The sequence below is a fragment of the Methylotenera sp. genome (genome assembly GCF_029945535.1).
GTDB lineage: Bacteria > Pseudomonadota > Gammaproteobacteria > Burkholderiales > Methylophilaceae > Methylotenera.
Window position 1 is genome coordinate 263,783 of the sequence record NZ_JAQSCU010000013.1, and the last position, 19,603, is coordinate 283,385.

Genomic DNA, 19,603 nt, shown 5'->3' on the forward strand with positions numbered 1-19,603 from the left:
GGACTTCCCTAACTTCCTGTTTGTGCGCTTAAGGTTTGTGTTTGATTTAAAGGTAAATATAAAAACTGAATTTCTAGCGCACCTGCATTTTCGTGTACGGCTTGCACTTTGTATTGTCCTAGCAATACATCGCCTTGTTGGATAGGCGTCACTTCCCCCTGAACATTCAACATGACGCCGCTACCAGCGCCAACAAGCATGCGCCCTAAATACTTAAATGGCAGTGCTGGAGCGACTGGTTTAGGCGCAATAAATACAGTATTTCTTGCTTGAGGCGGTGCCTTTACTGGTGGTATGGAAAATAGATTTTCATTGCTGTCAGGTAAGTCTCTGGTTTTTAATATGAGCGGAGTATCGTTGCTTGCCAATTTTTGGCCGTTCAATTGCAACGTGTTTAAAACACGTGTGGGCTGTGATATTTCTATAGATTCCTCATGTTTGCGGCTTTGCAATGTAAGCCAAAGCGTTGCAAGCAGGGCAGTCATCAAAATAAGATTCCGTTTCGTTAACATGACTTATGTTCGCTTAAAAAATAACGTTAATTGAATACGCGCTTCCACGGCTTCATCTAGTGCGCTTGTTCGACTTAGATTGAGTGAGTCAATCGCGACAAAAGGCATGTTCTTGAGTACCGTATTTAAAAAAAGATGAATTTCAGCATACGATGCCAGCACGCTAAGTTCGACTTGGTAACGGCTTAATGGCTGCTGAATATTGCTCTCTGTTTTATACGTGACTTCATTCAGCAGTAATTGCTGTTGTTTTGCAATTGCAACCAACTCATTCAGTTTGCTTGCGCGTGTGGTGATGCTAGGGAAAGCGCCAATGTAACGGTTAACCTCTGCATCTGATGAGGTTATAGGTTGGTTAGGATGCAACTGTTCAGTTGAATCTTGCTGCAAGCTGGCCAGTTTATGAGTGAGTGGTAGGTAGGTGAAAAAATAAGCCAATAAAGTCATGAGTATGAAAAACAGGCTGACTTTACCCAATAAGCTCAATGATTCTAACGACCTGAATAATCGCCATTTTGCTTGCATGATGATGGTTGCGTTGTTCATATACGCCAGCCTAGATTAAGCTCAAACACATACAGCAGTTTGGCTTGGTCATCTTCCAAATGTTGGCTGACTAATACTGCGTCGGTGAAGTTGCTATTGTTGCGTAACGCATCTAAGAAATTGGTGAGGTCAGAAAACTCTGCAGTTTGACCTGTAAGCTTGATTTCTGCGCGGCTTTTGTTTGGACTGATGCCCAAAATGGCAATGTTAGGATTCGCAAGTTTTACAGTTTCAAGTGCTTTTAACATTTGCATCCACGGTAAATCAAGTTGCTGTTGTGTTTGTTGCGCTAGCCTTAACTTATCTTGCATGGCTGGAGCCGCTGCTAAGTTAGGTTTAGCGTTGCTTTTGGACTGTGCTCGGTTTTCTGCTAAGTTGATTTGATCGCTTATTTTTTTGTTGGTGTCTTGGTATTGTGTATACAACAAAGTCATTGCCAGCAAAGTGATGGCGAGTATCCCCCAAGTCCACAAAGTGTTGTTTAGTTGTGTGTTTTCAGCAAAATCCAAGTTTATTTTTAGCGACTTGTTATGACAAGGCAGACCAGCCATCCATAAGGGGTGGGCTTGAGTTGAGTTGCTTCTGAGCACTATCTTTTGTAGCTTGCTGCTAGTTTTCTCCCAAACTTTGTGCAGTGCTGCAGAAACATAGCTGTTCACTTTGCTTGGCTGCTCGTTGGTTGCCATTTGCAATAAGTTGCGATTGATTAACTGTTCTGCATGCTGATATTCAAGCCCTGAGGGTGGCGAATCTATCACAGCTTGCTGCCACTCCTCGTTATGTGTGCGGCATAACAGAATGCGTTCTGGTTCTGCAACTAATATCCAATCACGTTGAGGTTCTGCTGCGTTATTGAGTAATGTCATCAGCAGTGGCTGAATAGAAGTTACTGTGAAGTTTAGTGCCTTTGCGCTAGCTTCAAGCTGTACAAAAAGACTTTCATCCATAGCGGCGGCGATCATTGTTTGCCCATAGTTACCAAAATTCACGGATACTTTCCATGCGTCAGCCGCTGCACCATATTGTTTGCGAAACTCATGCTGCGCAATCGACTGCCAATCTTGTTTGGTAAACACTTCGTTTTGCCAGGGTAATACTAAGTAACGAATCAATGTATTTGAAAGTAGCATCCGCACATGCTGGTGCTTAAGTAATGATTGATGCGCGTTGAGTATTTCAGCTAGTTGTGCAACATTTGTCCATGCTAACTTATTGTCTGTGAGTAGCTTAGATTGCCCATCAGCTTGTTTAAAAGCAATGCCCTGATGGCTAATCGCTAACGTGCTTAGTTTAGACCATGGGAGCAACACGTAGCACCTCCTCTAATGTGGTCTCGCCTCGGTAAGCCATTTCTAAGGCGGCATGGTGTAAAAAGCGCGTCCCTTTCTTAACAGCCAGTTCTTTAATTTGTCTGATGGATGCGCGGTTAGCAATCAGTTCTCTTAGCTCATCATCTAACAGTAAAATCTCGGCAACAGCACGACGGCCTTTGTAGCCTGTGCCACGGCATGCACCACAACCTTTGCCACGTTTAAAGGTTGCATGGGCTGGAATAGTTAAACTCTGCATTTTTGCCGGCAGAGTGATAGTTTCTGGGCTGACTGGTTCTGCACAGTGGTGACAAACTGAGCGTAACAATCTTTGTGCGACGACAATATTGAGTGCTGAAACAAAACTATATGGATCAACGCCCATATTTAAAAAGCGACCAATGACGTCAAAAGCATTATTGGCATGTACGGTGGTAAATACCAAATGCCCGGTAAGTGCAGATTGCACGGCGATTTGTGCGGTCTCAGCATCGCGAATCTCGCCCACCATAATACGGTCAGGGTCGTGTCGCAAAATAGAGCGCAAGCCTCGTGCAAAGGTGAGGCCTTTTTTCTCGTTGACGGGAATCTGCAAAACGCCTGCAAGTTGGTATTCAACAGGGTCTTCAATGGTAACGATTTTGTCATCGCCATGGTTTATTTCACTAATGGCGGCGTACAGCGTGGTGGTTTTTCCGCTGCCAGTCGGGCCTGTGACCAATACCATGCCATAGGGTAGGGTGAATTGTTCGCGCATGGTTTGCATGCTGGCGGCATCAAAGCCTAGTACGTCAAGACTTAGTCCACTGGCTTTATCAGCCAATGTTTGCTTGTCCAACACACGAATAACAACATCTTCACCATGAATGCTGGGCATGACTGACACCCTGAAATCTACATCACGACCACGGTACACAGAGCGGAAGCGTCCATCTTGCGGTACGCGTTGCTCGGTAATATCTAGCTCAGATATTACTTTAATGCGTGAAATCACTTGCTCTGCTAGTTTAGGGTCGCTGATTGCACCTACTTGGCTTAACACGCCATCAAGGCGATATTTAATCACTAAGCCGGTTGGCGCGGTTTCTAAATGAATATCACTGGCTTCTGCTTTGAGCGCATCGTAAAGAGTGGAGCGCACTAATTTGATGACGGGGCTGGCGTCACCCTCAATCATATTGAGTGACAACTCCTCGGTGGCATCCGCCTCATTTTTTGTAAGTGTAACATGGCCAATTGCCGTTTGTACCGTGCGTGTATCTTCTTCTTGTTTAGCAAGATAAGCCGCAATATCTGCATGGTGTGCTAAGTACGTCGTAAACGCACCGCCAATTCGTTCTGCAGCCCAAGTTTGCAGGCGCTGGTTGTAAATGTCAGCAAAGACAAAAATGTTAGCATTATTTCCATGCAAGGAAACATCATGCAGTAGTACGCATTCGTTCTGTAAAGATTCTGAGAATGAAATACGGTCAAACGCTGGTTGTAGTGCTAGCATTTGCGTAAGTGTGAGGTAGGGGTAAGCAAGCGTATTAGCTAATTGTTGCGTGAATGCTTCTGCTGATAGTTGGCAATTTTCTTGCAGCACTTCAATAGCTCGCTGCCCGCTAATTTTTGCAGTTTGAGCAGCTTGCAGCAGTATTTCGTTTAAATTGTGTTTGTTTTGAATCATTCGATACCACTCGCCAGTTCAAAGATTGGCATATACATCATCAACACAATGCCACCAATTAAGATACCAATAAGTGCCATTAATGTGGGTTCAAATATCTTAGTAAATCGGTCTACCCAGCGAATCATTTCTTCTTCATGAAAGCTTGCTGCGCGCTCCATCATTTTATCTAAAGTGCCTGTTTTTTCGCCTACGTTGAATAAGCGCATGGCGACTGGCGTGGTGAGTTCAGACTCAGATAGCGCTTGGGAAAACTGTTGACCTTCGGTAATGAGTTTTTTGGCTTTTTGTAGATTGTTTTTTAAGCCGGCGCCAAGCAAACTTTCTACCATGGCTAAGCCATTCATCACGGGAATGCCGCTTTTGAGCAGCATAGAAAATGTGCGATAAAATCGTGCTAAGTGATATACCCGAACCTTGTTACCAAAAAATGGAATCTTCCATAAGGCATCGTAAAGTTTGGCGCGTATTTCCGGGCGAGAAATCATGATGATCAGTGCGGCAATCATTGCGACTAATAGTCCTAAAATAATATAACCGTAGTGCTGTGAGAGATCGCCAATCTTCAGCAGAAATTTGGTGCTAGTGGAAATGTTTGTCACTTGCGTTGCGTAAATCTTACTAAACTTCGGTATGACAAAAACCACTAGAAATGCCAATACCATTAAGCCGAAACTCGTGACGATGGCTGGGTAAACCGATGCGCTGACAATACGTTTTTTGAGTAAATCGACATTTTCTAAATACTGGCTATAACGCAGCAAAGCTTCAGGTAAGTCGCCTGTGGTTTCAGCAGCGCTGATTGTGGCAATAAACAAGGTGGGGAATGCGTTAGCATTAAGCGACATGGCTTGCGATAAGGTTTTACCTTCTTGCACAGATATGAGTAGCTGCTGCAATGTAAGCTTAATTGCTGAGTTATTTTCTTTATCGATGAGCGTTTGCAGCACATCCATGACAGATAAGCCAGCTTCGAACAAAACTCTAAATTCTTGGCAAAACAGCATCAGCGGAAACTGGCTTTTTTTCTGGTTGAGTGTTTGCTGAATAATTAACGATACTGAGGTCTTAACTTGTAAAACAATTAAACCTTGTTGTTCTGCCTTGACTCTAGCGTCTTCAATAGAATTCGCATCAAGCTCAAATTGGTAGGGGGCTTGACCTTCACGAAGAACGCGTAGTTGATATTGCATGATGATAGCCTATTAATCGCTAATGTCTGCATTTTCATTAGTGCCACCAGCTCGACCGTCTGCCCCATAGGAGAATAAGTCAAACTCAGATTTTTCACCTGGAATACGATAAATGTAAGGATGATCCCACGGATCATTTGGAATGGCTTTTTGCAAATATGGCCCTTGCCATTTGCTGTTACCTTGTGGTGCAGTCATTAATGCCTCTAAGCCTGCTTGTTGATCTGGATAGCTTCCAGTATCTAGGCGGTAGACATCTAGCGCTTTTCTTAATGAGTTAATTTGAGCTTTAGCTGTTTTTACTTCAGATTTACTTAGTTGCCCAAAATAGCGAGGCCCGACATAGCTGACTAATAAGCCAATAATCACCATGACGACTAAAAGCTCAAGTAGCGTGAAGCCTTTGTTAACTTTAATCCACTGGCGATCATTTCGCATAAGAGAGCCTTTTAACAGCAAACTAATATTGATTATACTAGCTTGTTTTAATTGTTTTTATTGTTAGTTTTTCACCAATAAAACTCCCATAAGGCTAGGGAGTCTTATTGGCTTCCATCTTAACTAAGGTGCTGAAGCTACGAAGCCTGATTGATCGCCAATTGCTCCACCAATACAAGCTGGATGGTCACCAAGCGCGGCAAAAGTAGCTGTTAATTTTAACTTCTCAACTTGAGTCACAGAAGCTAACGGCTCTAGCCCTAGTAAATTACGCATTTTCCAAACAAATGCGTGGTCTGTGCATGAGGTGTCACCAGAGACACCAATGCCGCCAATTTTTACACCATTTTTGTAAAGTGGAAGACCGCCACCGAATACGTTAATGCCACCAATCCTTTTACCTACTAATGGATCGTTAGTTTTACCAAAGTTAGTTGGTGAGCCTTTGTATGCGCCTTCTGCATCTACTGGGTTACTTTCTTGTAAACCATATAGACTGCCGCCTGGTTGAACCGCCGCATATAAAGCACCGCTAGAAATAGCTAGACCATCTAAACTGAAAGCATTGCCAGTATTGGCTTTTTGCGCAGAAATTACTCGGCTACCGAGCCATTGAGAGTTGCCTGCTAAAGAGCCTTTAGCCCCCGTATTGACTACAGCACAAACTTTACCGGTTTCATCTACAAATGTAGCCCACATATTTAAAGATAAGCCACCTGTACTTGCAGAGGCAAGTGCGGTGTTTGCAGCTTTTTGTAGAGCACTATATGTAACATCTTGGCAGCCAGCGTTGGCATTTGCAGCAAATACGCTTGCTAGTAGTGCAAATGTTAAACCTGCGATTTTCTTGGTCATTTAATTCTCTCCTTGAGAAATTAAGCTATTTAATAAAATGAGATATTGAATGTGGTGGAATATTTATTTGAAAAATATTACGAAATCAATAGTAGACCAAAATAATTGAATGAAATATCCCCTAAATAGGAGTATTCAGATGAACTTTTAGTGACAGGAGATTAGATTAAAGCAGGCGAAATCGGCCAGTTTGTGTAAAGGCAAGCTGCTGTAAATGTTAGCTTAGATGGAGATACACTTGGGTAAAACGTTAGGACTTAGTCAATCTAGCTGGGTAAGCTAAAGACTCTAAGACTTGATGTGCTTAGCTTGTTTAGATTAACTTAAACAGCGATAAACTACTGAGTTCCACAAATGACTTTTGAGCGGCTTCCATAATCGTTTGCTGTTTTGCGAAGTCTGAAAGCGCGCTGGCATAGTCGGTATCTTGCAAGTCTGAAAGCGATTTACTGTATTGCAATGCGCGGTCAGAGCCTGCGGTGTCTAGATTGTCAATTTCATTGAGTTTTGCACCTATGTCAGCACGTACATTTAACACGTTATCGACTGAGCCTTTTAAGCTAGTAATTGCTGTTGATATTCCAGTGTTATAGGCAGCTTGTGTGGCAGCATTAGTAATGGGTGTATTAAGCAGCGTGACTAGCTTGCTTAACGCAGCAAATACATCGTTACCATTACCTTGAAACACATTATCGCCAGTCGCGTTGACTGCCATTTGGCGTTGTGAATCTACCTGTAATAGTTGCTGATTACTATCCCCCGCATAGGTAGCCCCAGCGGCATTAGCAACAAACGGCGTGGTACTAGATTTAAAACCAGCATACAGGTAGTTGCCAGAGGCATCTTGTGTATTGGCAAGTCCAATCAGCGCGTCAAGAGAGCCTTTTAATTCAGAGGCAATAAAACCTCTTTCTGTATCCGATAGCGTGGCATTTCCTGCACCAACTAAGGTGGATTGGGTGGAAACGAGTAAATTAGTCACGCTGGTTAGGTTAGATTCTAAAGTGTTTAGTTTAAGCTGCGCTGTTTGGCGAGTATCGGCAAATTTAGTATTAGCACTTTGAGCAGATGAAATCTCTAGCGCGCGTGCAGCTGCAACAGGATCATCTGAAGGTGATGATATACGACGACCAGTAGAAATCTGTTCTTGTAATTTGGCTTGTTCAGACTGTATGTTGCCGATTCTAGTAATGCCTGATTGGTAGATGCTATTTGTACTTATACGCATGATTTTTCCTTAAGCTAAGCTTATGCTCCCAGTTGTAATAGGGTGCTGAAGAGTTGAGAAGCGATTTGCATCATTTTTCCGGCTGCCTGATAAGCTTGCTGATAACGTAGCAGGTTAGTGGCTTCTTCATCTAAATTCACGCCAGATTCTGACTGCATTGCTGTGTTTGCTTGCTCTAATACTTTAGTCTCAGCAGCAGAGGTGATTTTCAACTCACGCGTTTTGTTACCCACACCATTCACGAGTTCAGCAAATGCGCTCGAATATGTGGTGGAGCTGTTATTGATGGTTCCCTGTTTTTGCAAGCCTGCCAATAATAGGCCGTTACGATTATCGCTGGGGCCGCTTGCAGATAATGTGAATTTATCACCATTTGCAGGTGTGCCGGTGATAGCGAAGCTTAGTCCTCCAACGGAAATGGTTGCACCACTGGTATAGGTGATTGGTGAGCCCGCTGGATAAACTGTAGGGACACCTGATACCGTCACCGTCACGGGTTGTGTTGATGGGGCCATGGATAGCGTTCCAGGCACGCCACTTGAGTAGGTGAGACCTAAAGTACCCGTTAATGTGCTACCCGCTGGGGGTACACTGATGCTTGCAGTGCCAGTATTGGTTGTATTCGCGACCGAACTTAGCGTGGCGCTACCAATAGCCAATTTTTTGGCGTCAGTAATAGCTAAGCTAATGGTTGTGGCTACATCTCTTGTAGGGCGGATGACATATTCATCATTAGCAGCCATGCCTGCTGACACATTAAAGCTCAGACCATCTAATGATGTGGCTGGGGGCGTCGGTAAGCTTGCAGACGTAGGTGCGGCAGGGTCGTTATACAAGACCACATTATCCGAAAGACGAGAAATCTTATAGTTTGTACCGTCAAATTGTAAGCGATAGTCGCTGGTGGTGACGGCACGAGCATCCACAATCTGACTAGTCACAATGGCGGTGCCAGAATTGCTTCCACTAGCACTGACCGTTGGCGTTGCAATGTTAAATAAATTACCACCTGCATTGCCATTTAAATCTACACCTTGTTGGTGCTGTGTATTAAATGTGTCGCCCAGAACAAGCGCAATTTGACCTATTTGATTTTGTATGGGGTCTAGTGATTCTGCTCTAAATTGTAATAAGCCGCCAATCGCACCGCCAGGTAAGCTATTCGTGCCTAAAACGGTGGATTTTCCAGATGATTGATATGCAACTTCCAATCTTGTCGGGTCTGTTGGTGAGCTTGAGGTGGTCAGCGACATCACGCTTTTACCAATGACCAATGGTAAGCCGTTACCTACGTATATGTTGTAACTACCTTGTCCTTGCGGCACTACGGTGGTTTTAATTTGTTTGCTTAATTCAGTAACCAATTGATCACGTTGATCCATCAAATCATTGGGGGTATTACCATTACTGCTGATCGCGGTTTCAATCGAATTGTTGAGTGACGCAATTTGTTTTGCATAGGTGTTGACTAAATTAACGCTCCCTGAGAGGGCGGTATTGATGTCACTTCTAACTTCATTCAGGCGACTGTTAGTGCTTTGTAGGCGGTTTATCAGCGATTGTGCAGAAGATAACATTGATTGACGGGTCGGAATATCGCTAGGGTTAGCCGATAGATCCGTCACACTACTAAAGAAGCTAGAAATGGCTGGATTTAAGCCTGCAGAAGCGTCAGACAGCATATTGTTAATGTTACTAAGCTGAGCCGCATAAGTTTCGCTACTAGCGCTACTAGCTTGGCTATTAATCACTTGTTTAGCTAGTATTTCATTAAAGGCGCGAGTGATACTAGCGACCTCTGTACCTTGTCCAATATAGCCGCTTCCAGAGCTTTGAGCTTGTGCTGCAGCTTGTACAACGACTTGTCTTGAGTACCCAGGTGTAGATGCATTGGCGATATTGTGACCAGTCGTGCTGAGGCCAACCTGAGCTGCTGCTAGTGCGCTTTTTCCTATACTTAGTATGTCAGCCATGATATTTACTCTTTAGAAAAACTGTGTACAACTATGATGACGGTCAGAAAATAGAAAACTTTAGACCACTCATCTTAATTTAATTAATTTTGATTTAATTAATTTTGGCCTTAATGCTTACCTTACGTATTGTGATATTGCGGTTAGTACGTGGTAATTGTTAAGGGATCACTTTCTGTATCACGTTCGCCAGTTTGCTTGCGTAATTGGGGTCAGTCGCGTATCCAGCATTCTGCATGGCTTGCGCATAACCATTCACGCTATCTAAATTTGCCATCACTTTGTTGTAGCGTGGATTGTTATTCATCATATTGGCAAAGTCTTTGAAGGAATCGGCGTAGCTATCGTAAGCGCGGAATTTTTCGATACGTTTTTGTTTTACGCCGTGGATATATTCTGTAGTGGTGGCTTCTACCACTTTGCCATCCCAATTGCCCGAAGCTTTAATGCCGAATAGGTTATTACTTGGTGTGCCATCTGCGCCTTTTAATTCGCGTTTGCCCCAACCACTTTCAAGCGCGGCTTGACCCAACATCAGATGGGCAGGCACGCCAGTAGTGCGACTGGCTTCTTCTGCATGTTTGGACATACGATTCTTGAACTCAGCTGCGCCATCACTTAATGACTTAGCATCAACCTTGTTATTGATCAATGATGTATCTGTAGGCGAGCTTTTATAATCAATCAGTGCTTTAGAGTCTGGTAGATTATTGGTGGGTTTGTTACTGCTTGGTGATAAAGGGTTACTGATAATAGCATTAGACTTTGCGTCAGAGGCGGACGCTGATGGTGTATCAGTTACTGCTTGTTCCATGGTGTTATTGATGGGGTTGCTACCTTGACTAAGTTGCCTAACAAGTACATCCGAAAGACCTAACCCTTTTGAGGCTAGGTTGCTACTTAGTTGCTGATCCAGCATCGAAGTGAATGTACGGCTTTGCTCGTTATCAAAAGGATTATCTTGCGGTGAGGCTTCACGCATGCTTTTCAACATCATGTTCATGAAAATTGCCTCAAACTGCTTAGCAACGCCCTTAATGGCTTCTGGTGAATTTTCTTTTGCAGCATTCTTTAAGCCATTTAGACCATTGGCATCAAAGGCTACTCCTCCAGATAAATCTGCACCGCTAATCATGATAAATTCTCTACGAAAGTCATGTTAAATCACTTCTAAATCCGCGTGCAATGAGCCAGCGGCTTTCATGGCTTGCAAAATGGCAAGTAGGTCTTGTGGTGTTGCACCAATCGCATTAAGTGCTTTTACTACATCTGATAGATTAGCGCCGCTATTCAGTTTTAAAACCTTGCCCGGTTCTTTGTTGATTTCAATTTGTGAGCGTGCGGTTGATACGGTTTGTCCGCTTGATAGTGCGCCAGGTTGGCTAATAACAGGGTCTGTGTTGATGACTACAGATAAATTACCGTGCGATACTGCGCAGTTTTCCAATGTGACAGCTTGGTTCATCACCACAGAACCAGTTCGAGCATTCATGATAATTCTTGCGGTAGTAGGGGCGGGTGCAACATTGATTTTTTCTAAATCGGCAAGAAAGCTTACACGGCTAGAGTTCGCAGGTGCTTGCACGCGAATAACACGCCCATCTTGTGCAAGCGCAGTGTTTTGACCAAAACGTTTGTTAATAGCATCTACGACTAAAGATGCAGTTGAAAAGTCTGATTCTTTAAGCTCTAAGTTAACGTTATCCGTTAGGTTGATTGTATTTGGAATTGAGCGTTCTACTGTTGCACCATCAGAAATTCTACCGACGCTGAGGTGATTGATTTGTGTTTGGCTACCATTAGCTGAAGCGCCTACGCCGCCGACCACTAAGTTACCTTGCGCCATGGCGTAAATCTGGCCGTCAGCACCTTTGAGTGGTGTCATCAAAAGCGTGCCGCCACGTAAACTTTTTGCACTACCCATTGATGAAACGGTCACGTCTAAAGTTTGACCTGGTTGAGCGAAGGCGGGCAAGCTACCTGTAATAATCACAGAGGCCACGTTCTTCATTTGTACGCTAGTGCCAGGAGGCAAATTCACACCCATTTGCTGCATCATACTAATCATACTTTGCACAGTGTAGGGCGTTTGGTCACCTGTGCCATCCAAGCCCACAACAAGACCGTAGCCGATTAACTGGTTGTTTCTCACACCTTGAATTGTCGCTAAGTCTTTTAATCTTTCGGCATGCGCAGACTGAATAAACATCAAGCTGACGAAAAATAGTACGCAGCAGATGTAGCGCCATACATGAGAGTTATTTTTTGTGTGTTGATATGTCATGATGTTCACTAAAGCGCACCCATGCTTAAGAAAAAGCGTGCCACTAGAGCGGCAATACTTGCGGCATCCACTTTGGTATTGGTTCTATATTCAATACGTGCATCCGCTACTTTACTAGATGGTACAAAGTTGCCAACAGTGATGCTGTCTGGGCTTACCACACCTGAGAAACGTACGAACTCAGTGCCTCTATCGAATGAGATCTGTTTTTCACCGCTCACTGATAAGTTGCCGTTTGGCAATACATCAATCACCGTCACGGTAATCGAGCCATTGAATACATTGCTGGATTTAGCATCATCTTTTTCTTTGACTGAGTTAGATGAGCTGCCTGCAAAGCTAGCTGCAGGTACATTATGGCCAAATAAACTGGTAATTGAATTAGCTGCTTTACCGTCTTTACTACCATTGCTTTCAGAATTTTTGGTGGTGTTGGTATTTTCTGTAATGTTAATCGTGACAGTATCCCCCACATAGCGTGGGCGACGGTCTTCAAATAAAGGGTGATAAGCCGCTACATTAAAAATAGCACCATTGTTGGATTTAACCGGAGCTACAGCGGCTGGCTTTGCTGTCATGGGTTGTTTTACAACGGTTTCTGGAGTAAAAGCGCAAGCGTTTACTAGTAAGCATGATGCTAACGCAATGCCTTTTAAGGCTAGATTACACACTTTACGAGAATGAGTATTTAACATATTTAACTCTTTTTTTGCTTAAGTTGGATTCAATTAATTTTCATTTAATTTTTATTGAGTCAACATTACATCTGCGTCAATTTTTGTAACATTTGATCGGATGTGGTAATGGCTTTGCTGTTAATTTCGTACGCACGTTGGGTTTGAATCATATTGACTAACTCTTCCACCACATTGACGTTAGAAGTTTCAACGTAGCCTTGTGTCAATAGGCCCGCACCATTAGCACCAGGCGTGTTAGCTGTAGGGTTGCCGGAAGCCGTTGTTTCTACAAAAAGGTTTTCACCTTTGCCTTGCAAACCAGCTGGATTAATAAATGTTGCCAGCTGCAAAGTGCCAATTTGTGTGGTGGCAGTTGAACCCGCAGTCGTGACTGAAACCGTACCATCGCGACCTACGGTAAAGCTTTGTGCCGTGGCTGGAACAGTAATCGCTGGTTGAACAGGAAAGCCGCTAGACGTTACTAATTGACCTTGGCTATCTACCTGAAAAGAACCATCGCGGGTGTAAGCCGTAGTGCCATCTGGCATCAACACTTGAAAGAAGCCTGCGCCTTGAATAGCCACATCTTTGTCGTTGCTAGTTTGTTGTAAATTACCTTGGCTGAAAATTCGCTCTGTCGCCACAGGCCTTACCCCTGTACCTAGTTGTAAACCTGAGGGCAATTGTGTTTGTTGAGAGGTTTGTGCACCAGGCTGGCGAATGTTTTGATAGAGCAGGTCTTCAAACACGGCACGGGAGCGCTTAAAACCATTAGTGCTGACGTTTGCCAAGTTATTGGCAATCACGTCCATTTGTGTTTGTTGGGCATCTAGGCCAGTTTTTGAAATCCATAGTGAGCGTATCATTTTATTTCCTCTCAAAAATCAGCAGATGTTTGTAATTAACTAATCAATGCTGATTGATATATCAGAATGCTATGAAACAATCTTAACCCAACTAGACTCAACCCAAACTTAGGAGTTGAGAGGCTTTATTAGCGTTATTCTCAGCGCTTTGCATGAGCTTCATTTGAGTTTCAAACTGTCTGGCTAAACTAATCATAGAAACCATCGCATCTATCACATTAACGTTACTGCTTTCCAGCGCACCGCCAACAACATGCACGTTTGCATCGACCTCTGCGGGGTTACCATTGCTGGTTACAAACAAGCCATCTTCAGCGCGTACTAAGTCTGCTTCAGGTGGGTTGACTAGTTTTAAGCGGCCTAATACATTGGACGCACCTGGTTTAGAACCATTCGCAACGGTTGATACCGTTCCGTCTTTGCCGATAGAAATTGCAACATCAGGCGGAATACTGATAGGGCCGCCATCGCCTAATACCGTTAAACCAGTAGCGGTTTGTAACACACCATTTTCACTGACTTTGAGGGAGCCATTACGCGTATAGCCTTCAGAGCCATCAGCTCGCTGAATGGATAACCAACCCTTACCTTGAATCGCCACATCTAAATCACGGCTAGTCGATTGAATAGCGCCAGGGTTAAAGTCTGCGCCTACGGTAGAATCCACTACAAATGCACGGGTTGCTAAACCTTCGCTGATCACAGGTACGGCCCTGAACGAATCAACTTGTGCCTTAAAGCCAGTAGATGTGACATTGGCTAAGTTATGGGCAGTTGTTGCCTGTTGTTCAAGTATGTGTTTTGCGCCTGTCATTGCGGTGTAAATCATGCGATCCATAGCGGCTCTCCTAATTCTTTAAATAGCTTATTTATTAAGACTTATTTACTAACGTAAGTTAACTAAAGTTTGTAAAACCTGATCTTGCGTTTTAATGGTTTGCGCATTGGCTTGATAGTAACGCTGTGCGGTAATCATGTTGACTAATTCAGCCGTTAGGTCGGTATTGGAGTCTTCAACGGCTGAGGATTGCAGTACACCTAATGTGCCTGTATTAGGAACGCCAGTCAGTGGTGTACCAGAGGTTGAACTCTCACTCCATGCATTGCCACCGAGCGACTGCAAGCCATTAGGATTAGCAAAGCTTGATAGTACGACTTGTCCAAGCGCTCTTGATTGACCGTTGCTGTAGCGTCCAACGATGATGCCATCCGCGCCAGTATTAAATCCTGCAAGGCGTCCTGAAGTGTAGCCGTCTTGCGTTAGGCTATTAATGCTGTAGTCCGAACCAAACTGCGTACTAGCCGAGTAATCTATAGTAAGTGCCATTGCCGCTGCACCCGTTGCAATGGTTGGCGTTGTTGCAGGTGGAACTGGCGGTTTTAATGGTGCAAATGTTACTGGGGTTGGGCTCGGAGGTGAACTGGTAGGGCCAAGACCAGTGCCAGTAGCTGGGAATGTTAATGTTGCCGTTGCTGCAGGTAAGACGGTGGTGGAAATGCCATCTGCCGTTGTATAGACTTTCCAAACATTGGGTGCAGGGTCTTTAACAAAGTAGGTTTGCAAGGTATGAGAGTTACCTAAGCTATCAAATACTGTTACAGCGGTAGAATCGGTATAAGTAGTTGGGTCTGTAGGGACGAATGGTGTAACAGCAGGTGTTGCTTTGCGCGAATCTAAATTCACTAATCCAACTATTTTCGCAGATGCTTTAGGCTGTAAGTCTGAGGTGTTAATTTTCAGGTCTACAGTTGCGCCTTTTTGTATAGCGCCATTGGTATCCGCCGCATAGCCAGTCAGATGCTTACTTGCAGAATCTACAATAAAGCCATCTTTATCCATTTTAAATTGGCCATTCCGTGAATAAGTCACAGCGCCGTTATTGGTCATGCGGAAAAACCCACCGCCATTGATAGCAATGTCTAAGGAGTTGTTAGTGCTAGTCACGTTTCCCTGTGTGAATTGTTGCGCAACGGTAGATAGATTGGTACCAATACCAATTTGTGTGCCGCCACCGCCAGTGAGTGAGTTGGCAAATACATCCGCAAATTCTGCGCGTGATTGTTTAAAACCTACCGTGTTAGCATTGGCTACGTTATTGCCAATCACTTCTAACTGTTTTGATGCTGCATTTAAGCCGCTTAAACCTTGCTGAAAACTCATGGTGTTCTCCTGTTATGTGTATTTAATAGTTGCTATCAATATGGTGTGTAAATTAGAAAATTTCTTTTACGTCGGTAGTACTTACGCTAGCTAAATTGCTTAAATTCAATTTAACACCGCTTGTGCCAGTAGAAACACTCATCACTTCGGCATAATTCAGTGCATCAGCTGTAACGCTCTGGCCTGCAGTGGTGGCGGTAACTTCGAATTTATAACTGCCAGTTTTTGCTACTGAACCGTCATCTGCAAAGCCATCCCATTTAAATGGCAAGGTGCCAGCATCTTGCGCACCTAGATTCAATGTTCTGATAGTTGAACCTGCAGAGTCTTTAATTAGCACGCTAAGCTTATCTGCACCTGTTGGTATATCTATGCCAAAGTAGCCGCCAGTGCCACTAGTGGTCACCGACGTACCAGGTACCAAAACGTTATGGCCTATCATGTTGGCGGCCTGATAAGATTGCCCAGACTGCATGCTGCTCATCAGCGATTCCACCGTGCTATTTAGCTTGTTGATGCCTGTCACAGTAGAGAGTTGCGCCATTTGGCTAGTCACTTGTGCGTTATCCATTGGGTTTAATGGGTCTTGATTCTTCATCTGTGTGATGAGTAAAGTCATAAATCTATCTTGAGCTGTATCTACGCTACTTTTAGCGGAGCTACTAGTACCATTTACGCTATCTAGTAATGCTTGGGAAGGAGTGTTGGTAGTACTTTGTACGGAGGCCATAATATTTACCTTTGTATGTAAAATTTAAATGATTTAACTTGCTGTACTTTATTGATTAGGTCGGTCTATTCTTGTGCTCTTTATTGTTGTCCGATCGTCAGTGTTTTAAGTAGCATGGTTTTAGCGGCATTCATGGTTTCGACGTTGTTTTGGTACGCACGTGAGGCAGAAATCATATTCACCATTTCTTCTGTCACATTGACGTTTGGCATGGTGACGTAACCTTTATCGTTCGCCAGCGGATGCTTAGGGTCGTATACCACTTTGGCGGGTGAGTTATCTTCAATCACCTTTAGCACCTTCACGCCACTTGCGTCTGGAGAGCCAGTAGGCGTTGCACTAAATACCACTTGTTTGGCCTTATATGGCGTTCCGTTGGCGCTAGTGGCGCTATCGGCATTGGCAAGATTACTGGCAACCGTGTTTAAGCGCTGTGCTTGCGCACTCATGGCTGAACCCGAAATATTGAATACGTTAAATAGAGACATTTTTTATCCTATCCCAATAAAAATTAAGAACTTTGCAACGCTGCAAGCATTTGCTTTAACTGAGCGTTGATGAGCGTTAAGCTTGCTTCATAACGAATACCATTGTCGGCAAATTGGTTGCGTTCTACGTCCATATCAACCGTGTTGCCATCTACGCTGCCTTGAATAATTGGGCGAAATAAAGGTTCGCCCGGCGCAGCGCTAGTGTTACTGTTGCTTGCACGAGAGCCATCTAGATGTAGTGGCGAAGTTTTTGCTGTTTGAAAAGCATCTTTATTAATGCCAGCAACCGCACTTTGCATAGCGGCCTTAAAGTCGATGTCGCGCGCTTTAAAGTTTGGGGTGTCAGCATTAGCAATATTCGCTGCAATCAGCTCTTGGCGCTGGCCGCGCACTCTTAATGCGTTTTGATGAAAACTTAAAGCTTCGTCTAATCTATTCAGCATGATGAATTCCTTTTATAACGGCATAAACTTTTTTTAAACATTCTTAAAGAAAAGTCATTGATTGCCGATAACTTAGTTGCAAACCACTTTTTGCAAACAATTTGTATTACGTGCAAGTCTAGAATTAAAAGAGTGACTTTGATTGTTAAAGTAAAAGGGTAAAACTTGCCCTTTTCTTAATTTTGCTATGCGGCTAACGTCGTAGAATACATATTGAGTTTTTACCATTGCCATGGGATTCGATATGTTCAAGCGCCATCAATTTAATGTACTTACCGGTTTAGTAGTCTTTAGTTTAATCGGTGGTTTTATTAGCTCCGCAAGTAGCTTTGCCGAGTCTGCAACGCCTGTTACTGCCGTTGCGCCACCAATGACAAAGCAGAATTTGGCATTAATAAAAACAAAAATTACAGAATTTCTAGAAACACAGACCATTGGCTACCCTGGCAAGGTGAGCGTACGTGCTGGTTCAATAGACCCTAACTTAAAGCTAGCGCAATGCCCTGATATGCAAGTTTTTATGCCAACAGGCAGTAGGGCATGGGGTAAAACAAGTGTAGGCGTGCGTTGCAATGCTCCAAATGTTTGGACTATATATGTGCAAGCAACAGTTAATGTCATGGCGCAATATTTGGTGGCTGCATCACCATTGGCGCAAGGCCAAACGGTAACTGAGCAAGATATGATGTTTGAAACTGGCGATTTAACACAGTTGCCTGCAGGTGTATTTACTGAGCAATCGCAAGCGATTGGTCGTACCGTGAATATCTCTACGAATGCAGGTGCGGTACTTAGACAAGAGTTACTTAAAATTGCGCCTGTAGTACAGATAGGGCAAACCGTGATGGTGACGTCTAAGGGTAATGGGTTTAGTGTTTCAGCCGAAGGTCTATCGATGGCAAAGGCTAACGAAGGGCAGGTTGTGCAAGTGAAGGTCGCGAGTGGTCAAATAGTGACAGGTATTGCAAGGAATGGTGGTCAAGTAGAGGTTGGATTTTGACGTGAAGTTTAAAGCTAACTTCATAATTTAAAAACGTTAATTTATAGAGAATGAATAAAAAGCTTACAAAGTATTAAAGTTCGCTTAAACTATGCCGATATAAGCAATATGAATGCGTTAGTTGTAGTTAAAAGTAGCGCAAGGTAATTTAAGCGAAAAGGATAAATAGCCATGAAAATTAATGACTCTATCAAGAATACAGCTGGCCTCGGTATTGATAAACCAGTCGCTGGAAAACTAGGCTCAGCTAATAATAAAAATGCACAGGCTTCACAAGTTGATGCTAAATCTGCTGAAAGTGTCACACTATCGCCATTGTCAGCACAATTGAAATCACTTGAAGAAAAAGTCTCGGCTAGTAGTGTATTCGATGCTGAAAAAGTTGAAGCGATTAAATCGGCGATTGCGAACGGTCAATTTAAAGTGGATTCAGAAAAAGTCGCTGATGGTTTGATTAGCTCTGTGAAAGATTTCTTATCTACGCAGAAATAGCGACAAAATAATGTACTAAATATAACGAGGACAACATGAACAAGCCAGCTTCTAATCTGATGATTACTTTCGAGCAAGACGCGAAATTAGTGAACAGTCTGCTAGAAGTATTAACGCGAGAGCAATCAAGCTTGGTGTTGTCTGATATTGACGCTATAGAAGCAGTAATGGAAGAAAAGTCTGTGTTATTGCAAAACATTAGTCTCACAGCTAATAGTCGTTATGCTGCACTTGCTGCAGGTGGTTTTGCACCGAATGAATCTGGTATGACAGCTTGGCTTAAAAGCCAAACCAAACCTGCGTTAACCGAGTCATGGGAACGTTTTCAGAAATCAATCAGCCAAGCCAAAGAAATGAATCGGCTCAATGGCGTTCTCATCAATAAACATTTCAATCGCAATCAACAACTGCTCAATCACTTACAAGGTAGCTTAGATAATAGTGGCGTTTACGGCAAAAATGGCCAAGCAAAATCACAGTCTGGCTCTCGCTCATCTTTAATTGCTTAATGATTTTTTCTTGTTATAATTATGGCACTTTAATGGACTTAAAGTAGTCACTGTAACTTGCAATTCGACTTAGTAAATTCTGCTTACTTTCATTAAAAAAGTAACGTGATTACTTTTCATTCAAAAATAATAATAAGTGTAAAGGAGCGTACCTGATGGCTTTGGTACCATTAAATGGTGATTAGTAAATTCTTATTACCTCTTGTATGTATGCTGCATGCCTTGG

General features: G+C 43.3%; 21 protein-coding genes. 3 read left to right on the forward strand and 18 right to left on the reverse strand.

Features of this window, described 5'->3' with window-relative positions:
* Nucleotides 1-8: 8 nt before the first annotated feature.
* The 18 genes from PSU72_RS09105 to flgB all read right to left on the reverse strand — a co-directional run bounded on the left by PSU72_RS09105 (nt 9) and on the right by flgB (nt 17,376).
* Complete coding sequence (locus tag PSU72_RS09105) at nt 9-488, reverse strand: hypothetical protein (RefSeq protein WP_300432038.1); 480 nt, start codon at nt 486-488, stop codon at nt 9-11.
* A gap of 27 nt (nt 489-515) precedes the next feature.
* A complete protein-coding gene (locus PSU72_RS09110; RefSeq protein WP_300432040.1) occupies nt 516-1,058 on the reverse strand; it encodes a hypothetical protein in 543 nt (180 codons plus the stop codon).
* Entirely contained in the window at nt 1,055-2,368 is a 1,314-nt protein-coding gene (locus tag PSU72_RS09115; RefSeq protein WP_300432042.1) for a PilN domain-containing protein, read from the reverse strand. Before PSU72_RS09115 ends, PSU72_RS09110 begins: the two co-directional genes overlap by 4 nt.
* Nucleotides 2,349-4,037: a GspE/PulE family protein gene (locus tag PSU72_RS09120; protein WP_300432044.1), complete on the reverse strand. Its 1,689-nt coding sequence runs from the start codon at nt 4,035-4,037 to the stop codon at nt 2,349-2,351. The genes PSU72_RS09115 and PSU72_RS09120 overlap by 20 nt, the downstream gene beginning before the upstream one ends.
* On the reverse strand, nt 4,034-5,230 hold the full coding sequence (locus PSU72_RS09125; protein WP_300432046.1) for a type II secretion system F family protein: 1,197 nt from the start codon (nt 5,228-5,230) through the stop codon (nt 4,034-4,036). The genes PSU72_RS09120 and PSU72_RS09125 overlap by 4 nt, the downstream gene beginning before the upstream one ends.
* 12 nt (nt 5,231-5,242) lie before the next feature.
* Nucleotides 5,243-5,668, reverse strand: a complete 426-nt coding sequence (gene gspG / locus PSU72_RS09130) for a type II secretion system major pseudopilin GspG (RefSeq protein ID WP_300432048.1) — start codon at nt 5,666-5,668, stop codon at nt 5,243-5,245.
* Nucleotides 5,669-5,791: 123 nt separating this feature from the next.
* On the reverse strand, nt 5,792-6,523 hold the full coding sequence (locus PSU72_RS09135; protein ID WP_300432050.1) for a heme-binding protein: 732 nt from the start codon (nt 6,521-6,523) through the stop codon (nt 5,792-5,794).
* Between the two features lie 313 nt (nt 6,524-6,836).
* On the reverse strand, nt 6,837-7,751 hold the full coding sequence (gene flgL / locus PSU72_RS09140) for a flagellar hook-associated protein FlgL (protein ID WP_300432052.1): 915 nt from the start codon (nt 7,749-7,751) through the stop codon (nt 6,837-6,839).
* A gap of 20 nt (nt 7,752-7,771) precedes the next feature.
* Nucleotides 7,772-9,724 carry a flagellar hook-associated protein FlgK gene (gene flgK, locus PSU72_RS09145; RefSeq protein WP_300432053.1) on the reverse strand — a complete coding sequence of 651 codons (1,953 nt, stop codon included), beginning with the start codon at nt 9,722-9,724 and terminating at the stop codon, nt 7,772-7,774.
* Between the two features lie 160 nt (nt 9,725-9,884).
* Nucleotides 9,885-10,859, reverse strand: coding sequence for a flagellar assembly peptidoglycan hydrolase FlgJ (gene flgJ, locus PSU72_RS09150; protein ID WP_300432054.1), 975 nt, complete (start codon nt 10,857-10,859; stop codon nt 9,885-9,887).
* A 24-nt stretch (nt 10,860-10,883) separates the two neighbouring features.
* Nucleotides 10,884-11,933: a flagellar basal body P-ring protein FlgI gene (locus PSU72_RS09155; RefSeq protein ID WP_300432513.1), complete on the reverse strand. Its 1,050-nt coding sequence runs from the start codon at nt 11,931-11,933 to the stop codon at nt 10,884-10,886.
* An 83-nt stretch (nt 11,934-12,016) separates the two neighbouring features.
* The gene (locus tag PSU72_RS09160; RefSeq protein WP_300432055.1) at nt 12,017-12,703 is read right to left on the reverse strand and encodes a flagellar basal body L-ring protein FlgH; all 687 of its coding nucleotides are present in this window, start codon (nt 12,701-12,703) and stop codon (nt 12,017-12,019) included.
* A gap of 65 nt (nt 12,704-12,768) precedes the next feature.
* Nucleotides 12,769-13,551 carry a flagellar basal-body rod protein FlgG gene (flgG, locus tag PSU72_RS09165; RefSeq protein ID WP_300432056.1) on the reverse strand — a complete coding sequence of 261 codons (783 nt, stop codon included), beginning with the start codon at nt 13,549-13,551 and terminating at the stop codon, nt 12,769-12,771.
* A gap of 97 nt (nt 13,552-13,648) precedes the next feature.
* Nucleotides 13,649-14,389, reverse strand: coding sequence for a flagellar basal-body rod protein FlgF (flgF, locus tag PSU72_RS09170; protein WP_300432058.1), 741 nt, complete (start codon nt 14,387-14,389; stop codon nt 13,649-13,651).
* 48 nt (nt 14,390-14,437) lie between these two features.
* Nucleotides 14,438-15,712, reverse strand: a complete 1,275-nt coding sequence (gene flgE, locus PSU72_RS09175) for a flagellar hook protein FlgE (protein WP_300432059.1) — start codon at nt 15,710-15,712, stop codon at nt 14,438-14,440.
* Between the two features lie 52 nt (nt 15,713-15,764).
* Nucleotides 15,765-16,442, reverse strand: a complete 678-nt coding sequence (gene flgD / locus PSU72_RS09180; RefSeq protein WP_300432061.1) for a flagellar hook assembly protein FlgD — start codon at nt 16,440-16,442, stop codon at nt 15,765-15,767.
* 80 nt (nt 16,443-16,522) lie between these two features.
* Nucleotides 16,523-16,930, reverse strand: coding sequence for a flagellar basal body rod protein FlgC (gene flgC / locus PSU72_RS09185; protein ID WP_013148398.1), 408 nt, complete (start codon nt 16,928-16,930; stop codon nt 16,523-16,525).
* Between the two features lie 23 nt (nt 16,931-16,953).
* Nucleotides 16,954-17,376: a flagellar basal body rod protein FlgB gene (gene flgB, locus PSU72_RS09190; protein ID WP_013148397.1), complete on the reverse strand. Its 423-nt coding sequence runs from the start codon at nt 17,374-17,376 to the stop codon at nt 16,954-16,956.
* 244 nt (nt 17,377-17,620) lie between these two features.
* On the opposite strand from flgB, the gene flgA reads away from it, so the two are divergent.
* The 3 genes from flgA (at nt 17,621) to PSU72_RS09205 (ending at nt 19,377) form a co-directional block, all read left to right on the forward strand.
* Nucleotides 17,621-18,376: a flagellar basal body P-ring formation chaperone FlgA gene (gene flgA / locus PSU72_RS09195; RefSeq protein WP_300432063.1), complete on the forward strand. Its 756-nt coding sequence runs from the start codon at nt 17,621-17,623 to the stop codon at nt 18,374-18,376.
* Nucleotides 18,377-18,547: 171 nt separating this feature from the next.
* Nucleotides 18,548-18,868 (forward strand): flagellar biosynthesis anti-sigma factor FlgM, encoded by a 321-nt coding sequence (flgM, locus tag PSU72_RS09200; protein ID WP_300432064.1) that lies wholly within the window; start codon nt 18,548-18,550, stop codon nt 18,866-18,868.
* 35 nt (nt 18,869-18,903) lie between these two features.
* On the forward strand, nt 18,904-19,377 hold the full coding sequence (locus PSU72_RS09205) for a flagellar protein FlgN (RefSeq protein ID WP_300432065.1): 474 nt from the start codon (nt 18,904-18,906) through the stop codon (nt 19,375-19,377).
* The last annotated feature ends 226 nt before the right edge of the window (nt 19,378-19,603 follow it).

Coding starts and splice junctions, on each gene's coding strand:
- flgB (WP_013148397.1), bottom strand. CDS start 17,376: ATGCTGAATAGATTAGACGAAGCTTTAAGTTTTCATCAAAACGCATTA.
- flgK (WP_300432053.1), bottom strand. CDS start 9,724: ATGGCTGACATACTAAGTATAGGAAAAAGCGCACTAGCAGCAGCTCAG.
- flgJ (WP_300432054.1), bottom strand. CDS start 10,859: ATGATTAGCGGTGCAGATTTATCTGGAGGAGTAGCCTTTGATGCCAAT.
- flgC (WP_013148398.1), bottom strand. CDS start 16,930: ATGTCTCTATTTAACGTATTCAATATTTCGGGTTCAGCCATGAGTGCG.
- flgE (WP_300432059.1), bottom strand. CDS start 15,712: ATGAGTTTTCAGCAAGGTTTAAGCGGCTTAAATGCAGCATCAAAACAG.
- flgM (WP_300432064.1), top strand. CDS start 18,548: ATGAAAATTAATGACTCTATCAAGAATACAGCTGGCCTCGGTATTGAT.
- PSU72_RS09125 (WP_300432046.1), bottom strand. CDS start 5,230: ATGCAATATCAACTACGCGTTCTTCGTGAAGGTCAAGCCCCCTACCAA.
- flgL (WP_300432052.1), bottom strand. CDS start 7,751: ATGCGTATAAGTACAAATAGCATCTACCAATCAGGCATTACTAGAATC.
- PSU72_RS09160 (WP_300432055.1), bottom strand. CDS start 12,703: ATGTTAAATACTCATTCTCGTAAAGTGTGTAATCTAGCCTTAAAAGGC.
- flgG (WP_300432056.1), bottom strand. CDS start 13,551: ATGATACGCTCACTATGGATTTCAAAAACTGGCCTAGATGCCCAACAA.
- flgF (WP_300432058.1), bottom strand. CDS start 14,389: ATGGATCGCATGATTTACACCGCAATGACAGGCGCAAAACACATACTT.
- PSU72_RS09205 (WP_300432065.1), top strand. CDS start 18,904: ATGAACAAGCCAGCTTCTAATCTGATGATTACTTTCGAGCAAGACGCG.
- PSU72_RS09120 (WP_300432044.1), bottom strand. CDS start 4,037: ATGATTCAAAACAAACACAATTTAAACGAAATACTGCTGCAAGCTGCT.
- PSU72_RS09110 (WP_300432040.1), bottom strand. CDS start 1,058: ATGAACAACGCAACCATCATCATGCAAGCAAAATGGCGATTATTCAGG.
- PSU72_RS09155 (WP_300432513.1), bottom strand. CDS start 11,933: ATGTTTATTCAGTCTGCGCATGCCGAAAGATTAAAAGACTTAGCGACA.
- PSU72_RS09135 (WP_300432050.1), bottom strand. CDS start 6,523: ATGACCAAGAAAATCGCAGGTTTAACATTTGCACTACTAGCAAGCGTA.
- flgD (WP_300432061.1), bottom strand. CDS start 16,442: ATGGCCTCCGTACAAAGTACTACCAACACTCCTTCCCAAGCATTACTA.
- gspG (WP_300432048.1), bottom strand. CDS start 5,668: ATGCGAAATGATCGCCAGTGGATTAAAGTTAACAAAGGCTTCACGCTA.
- flgA (WP_300432063.1), top strand. CDS start 17,621: ATGTTCAAGCGCCATCAATTTAATGTACTTACCGGTTTAGTAGTCTTT.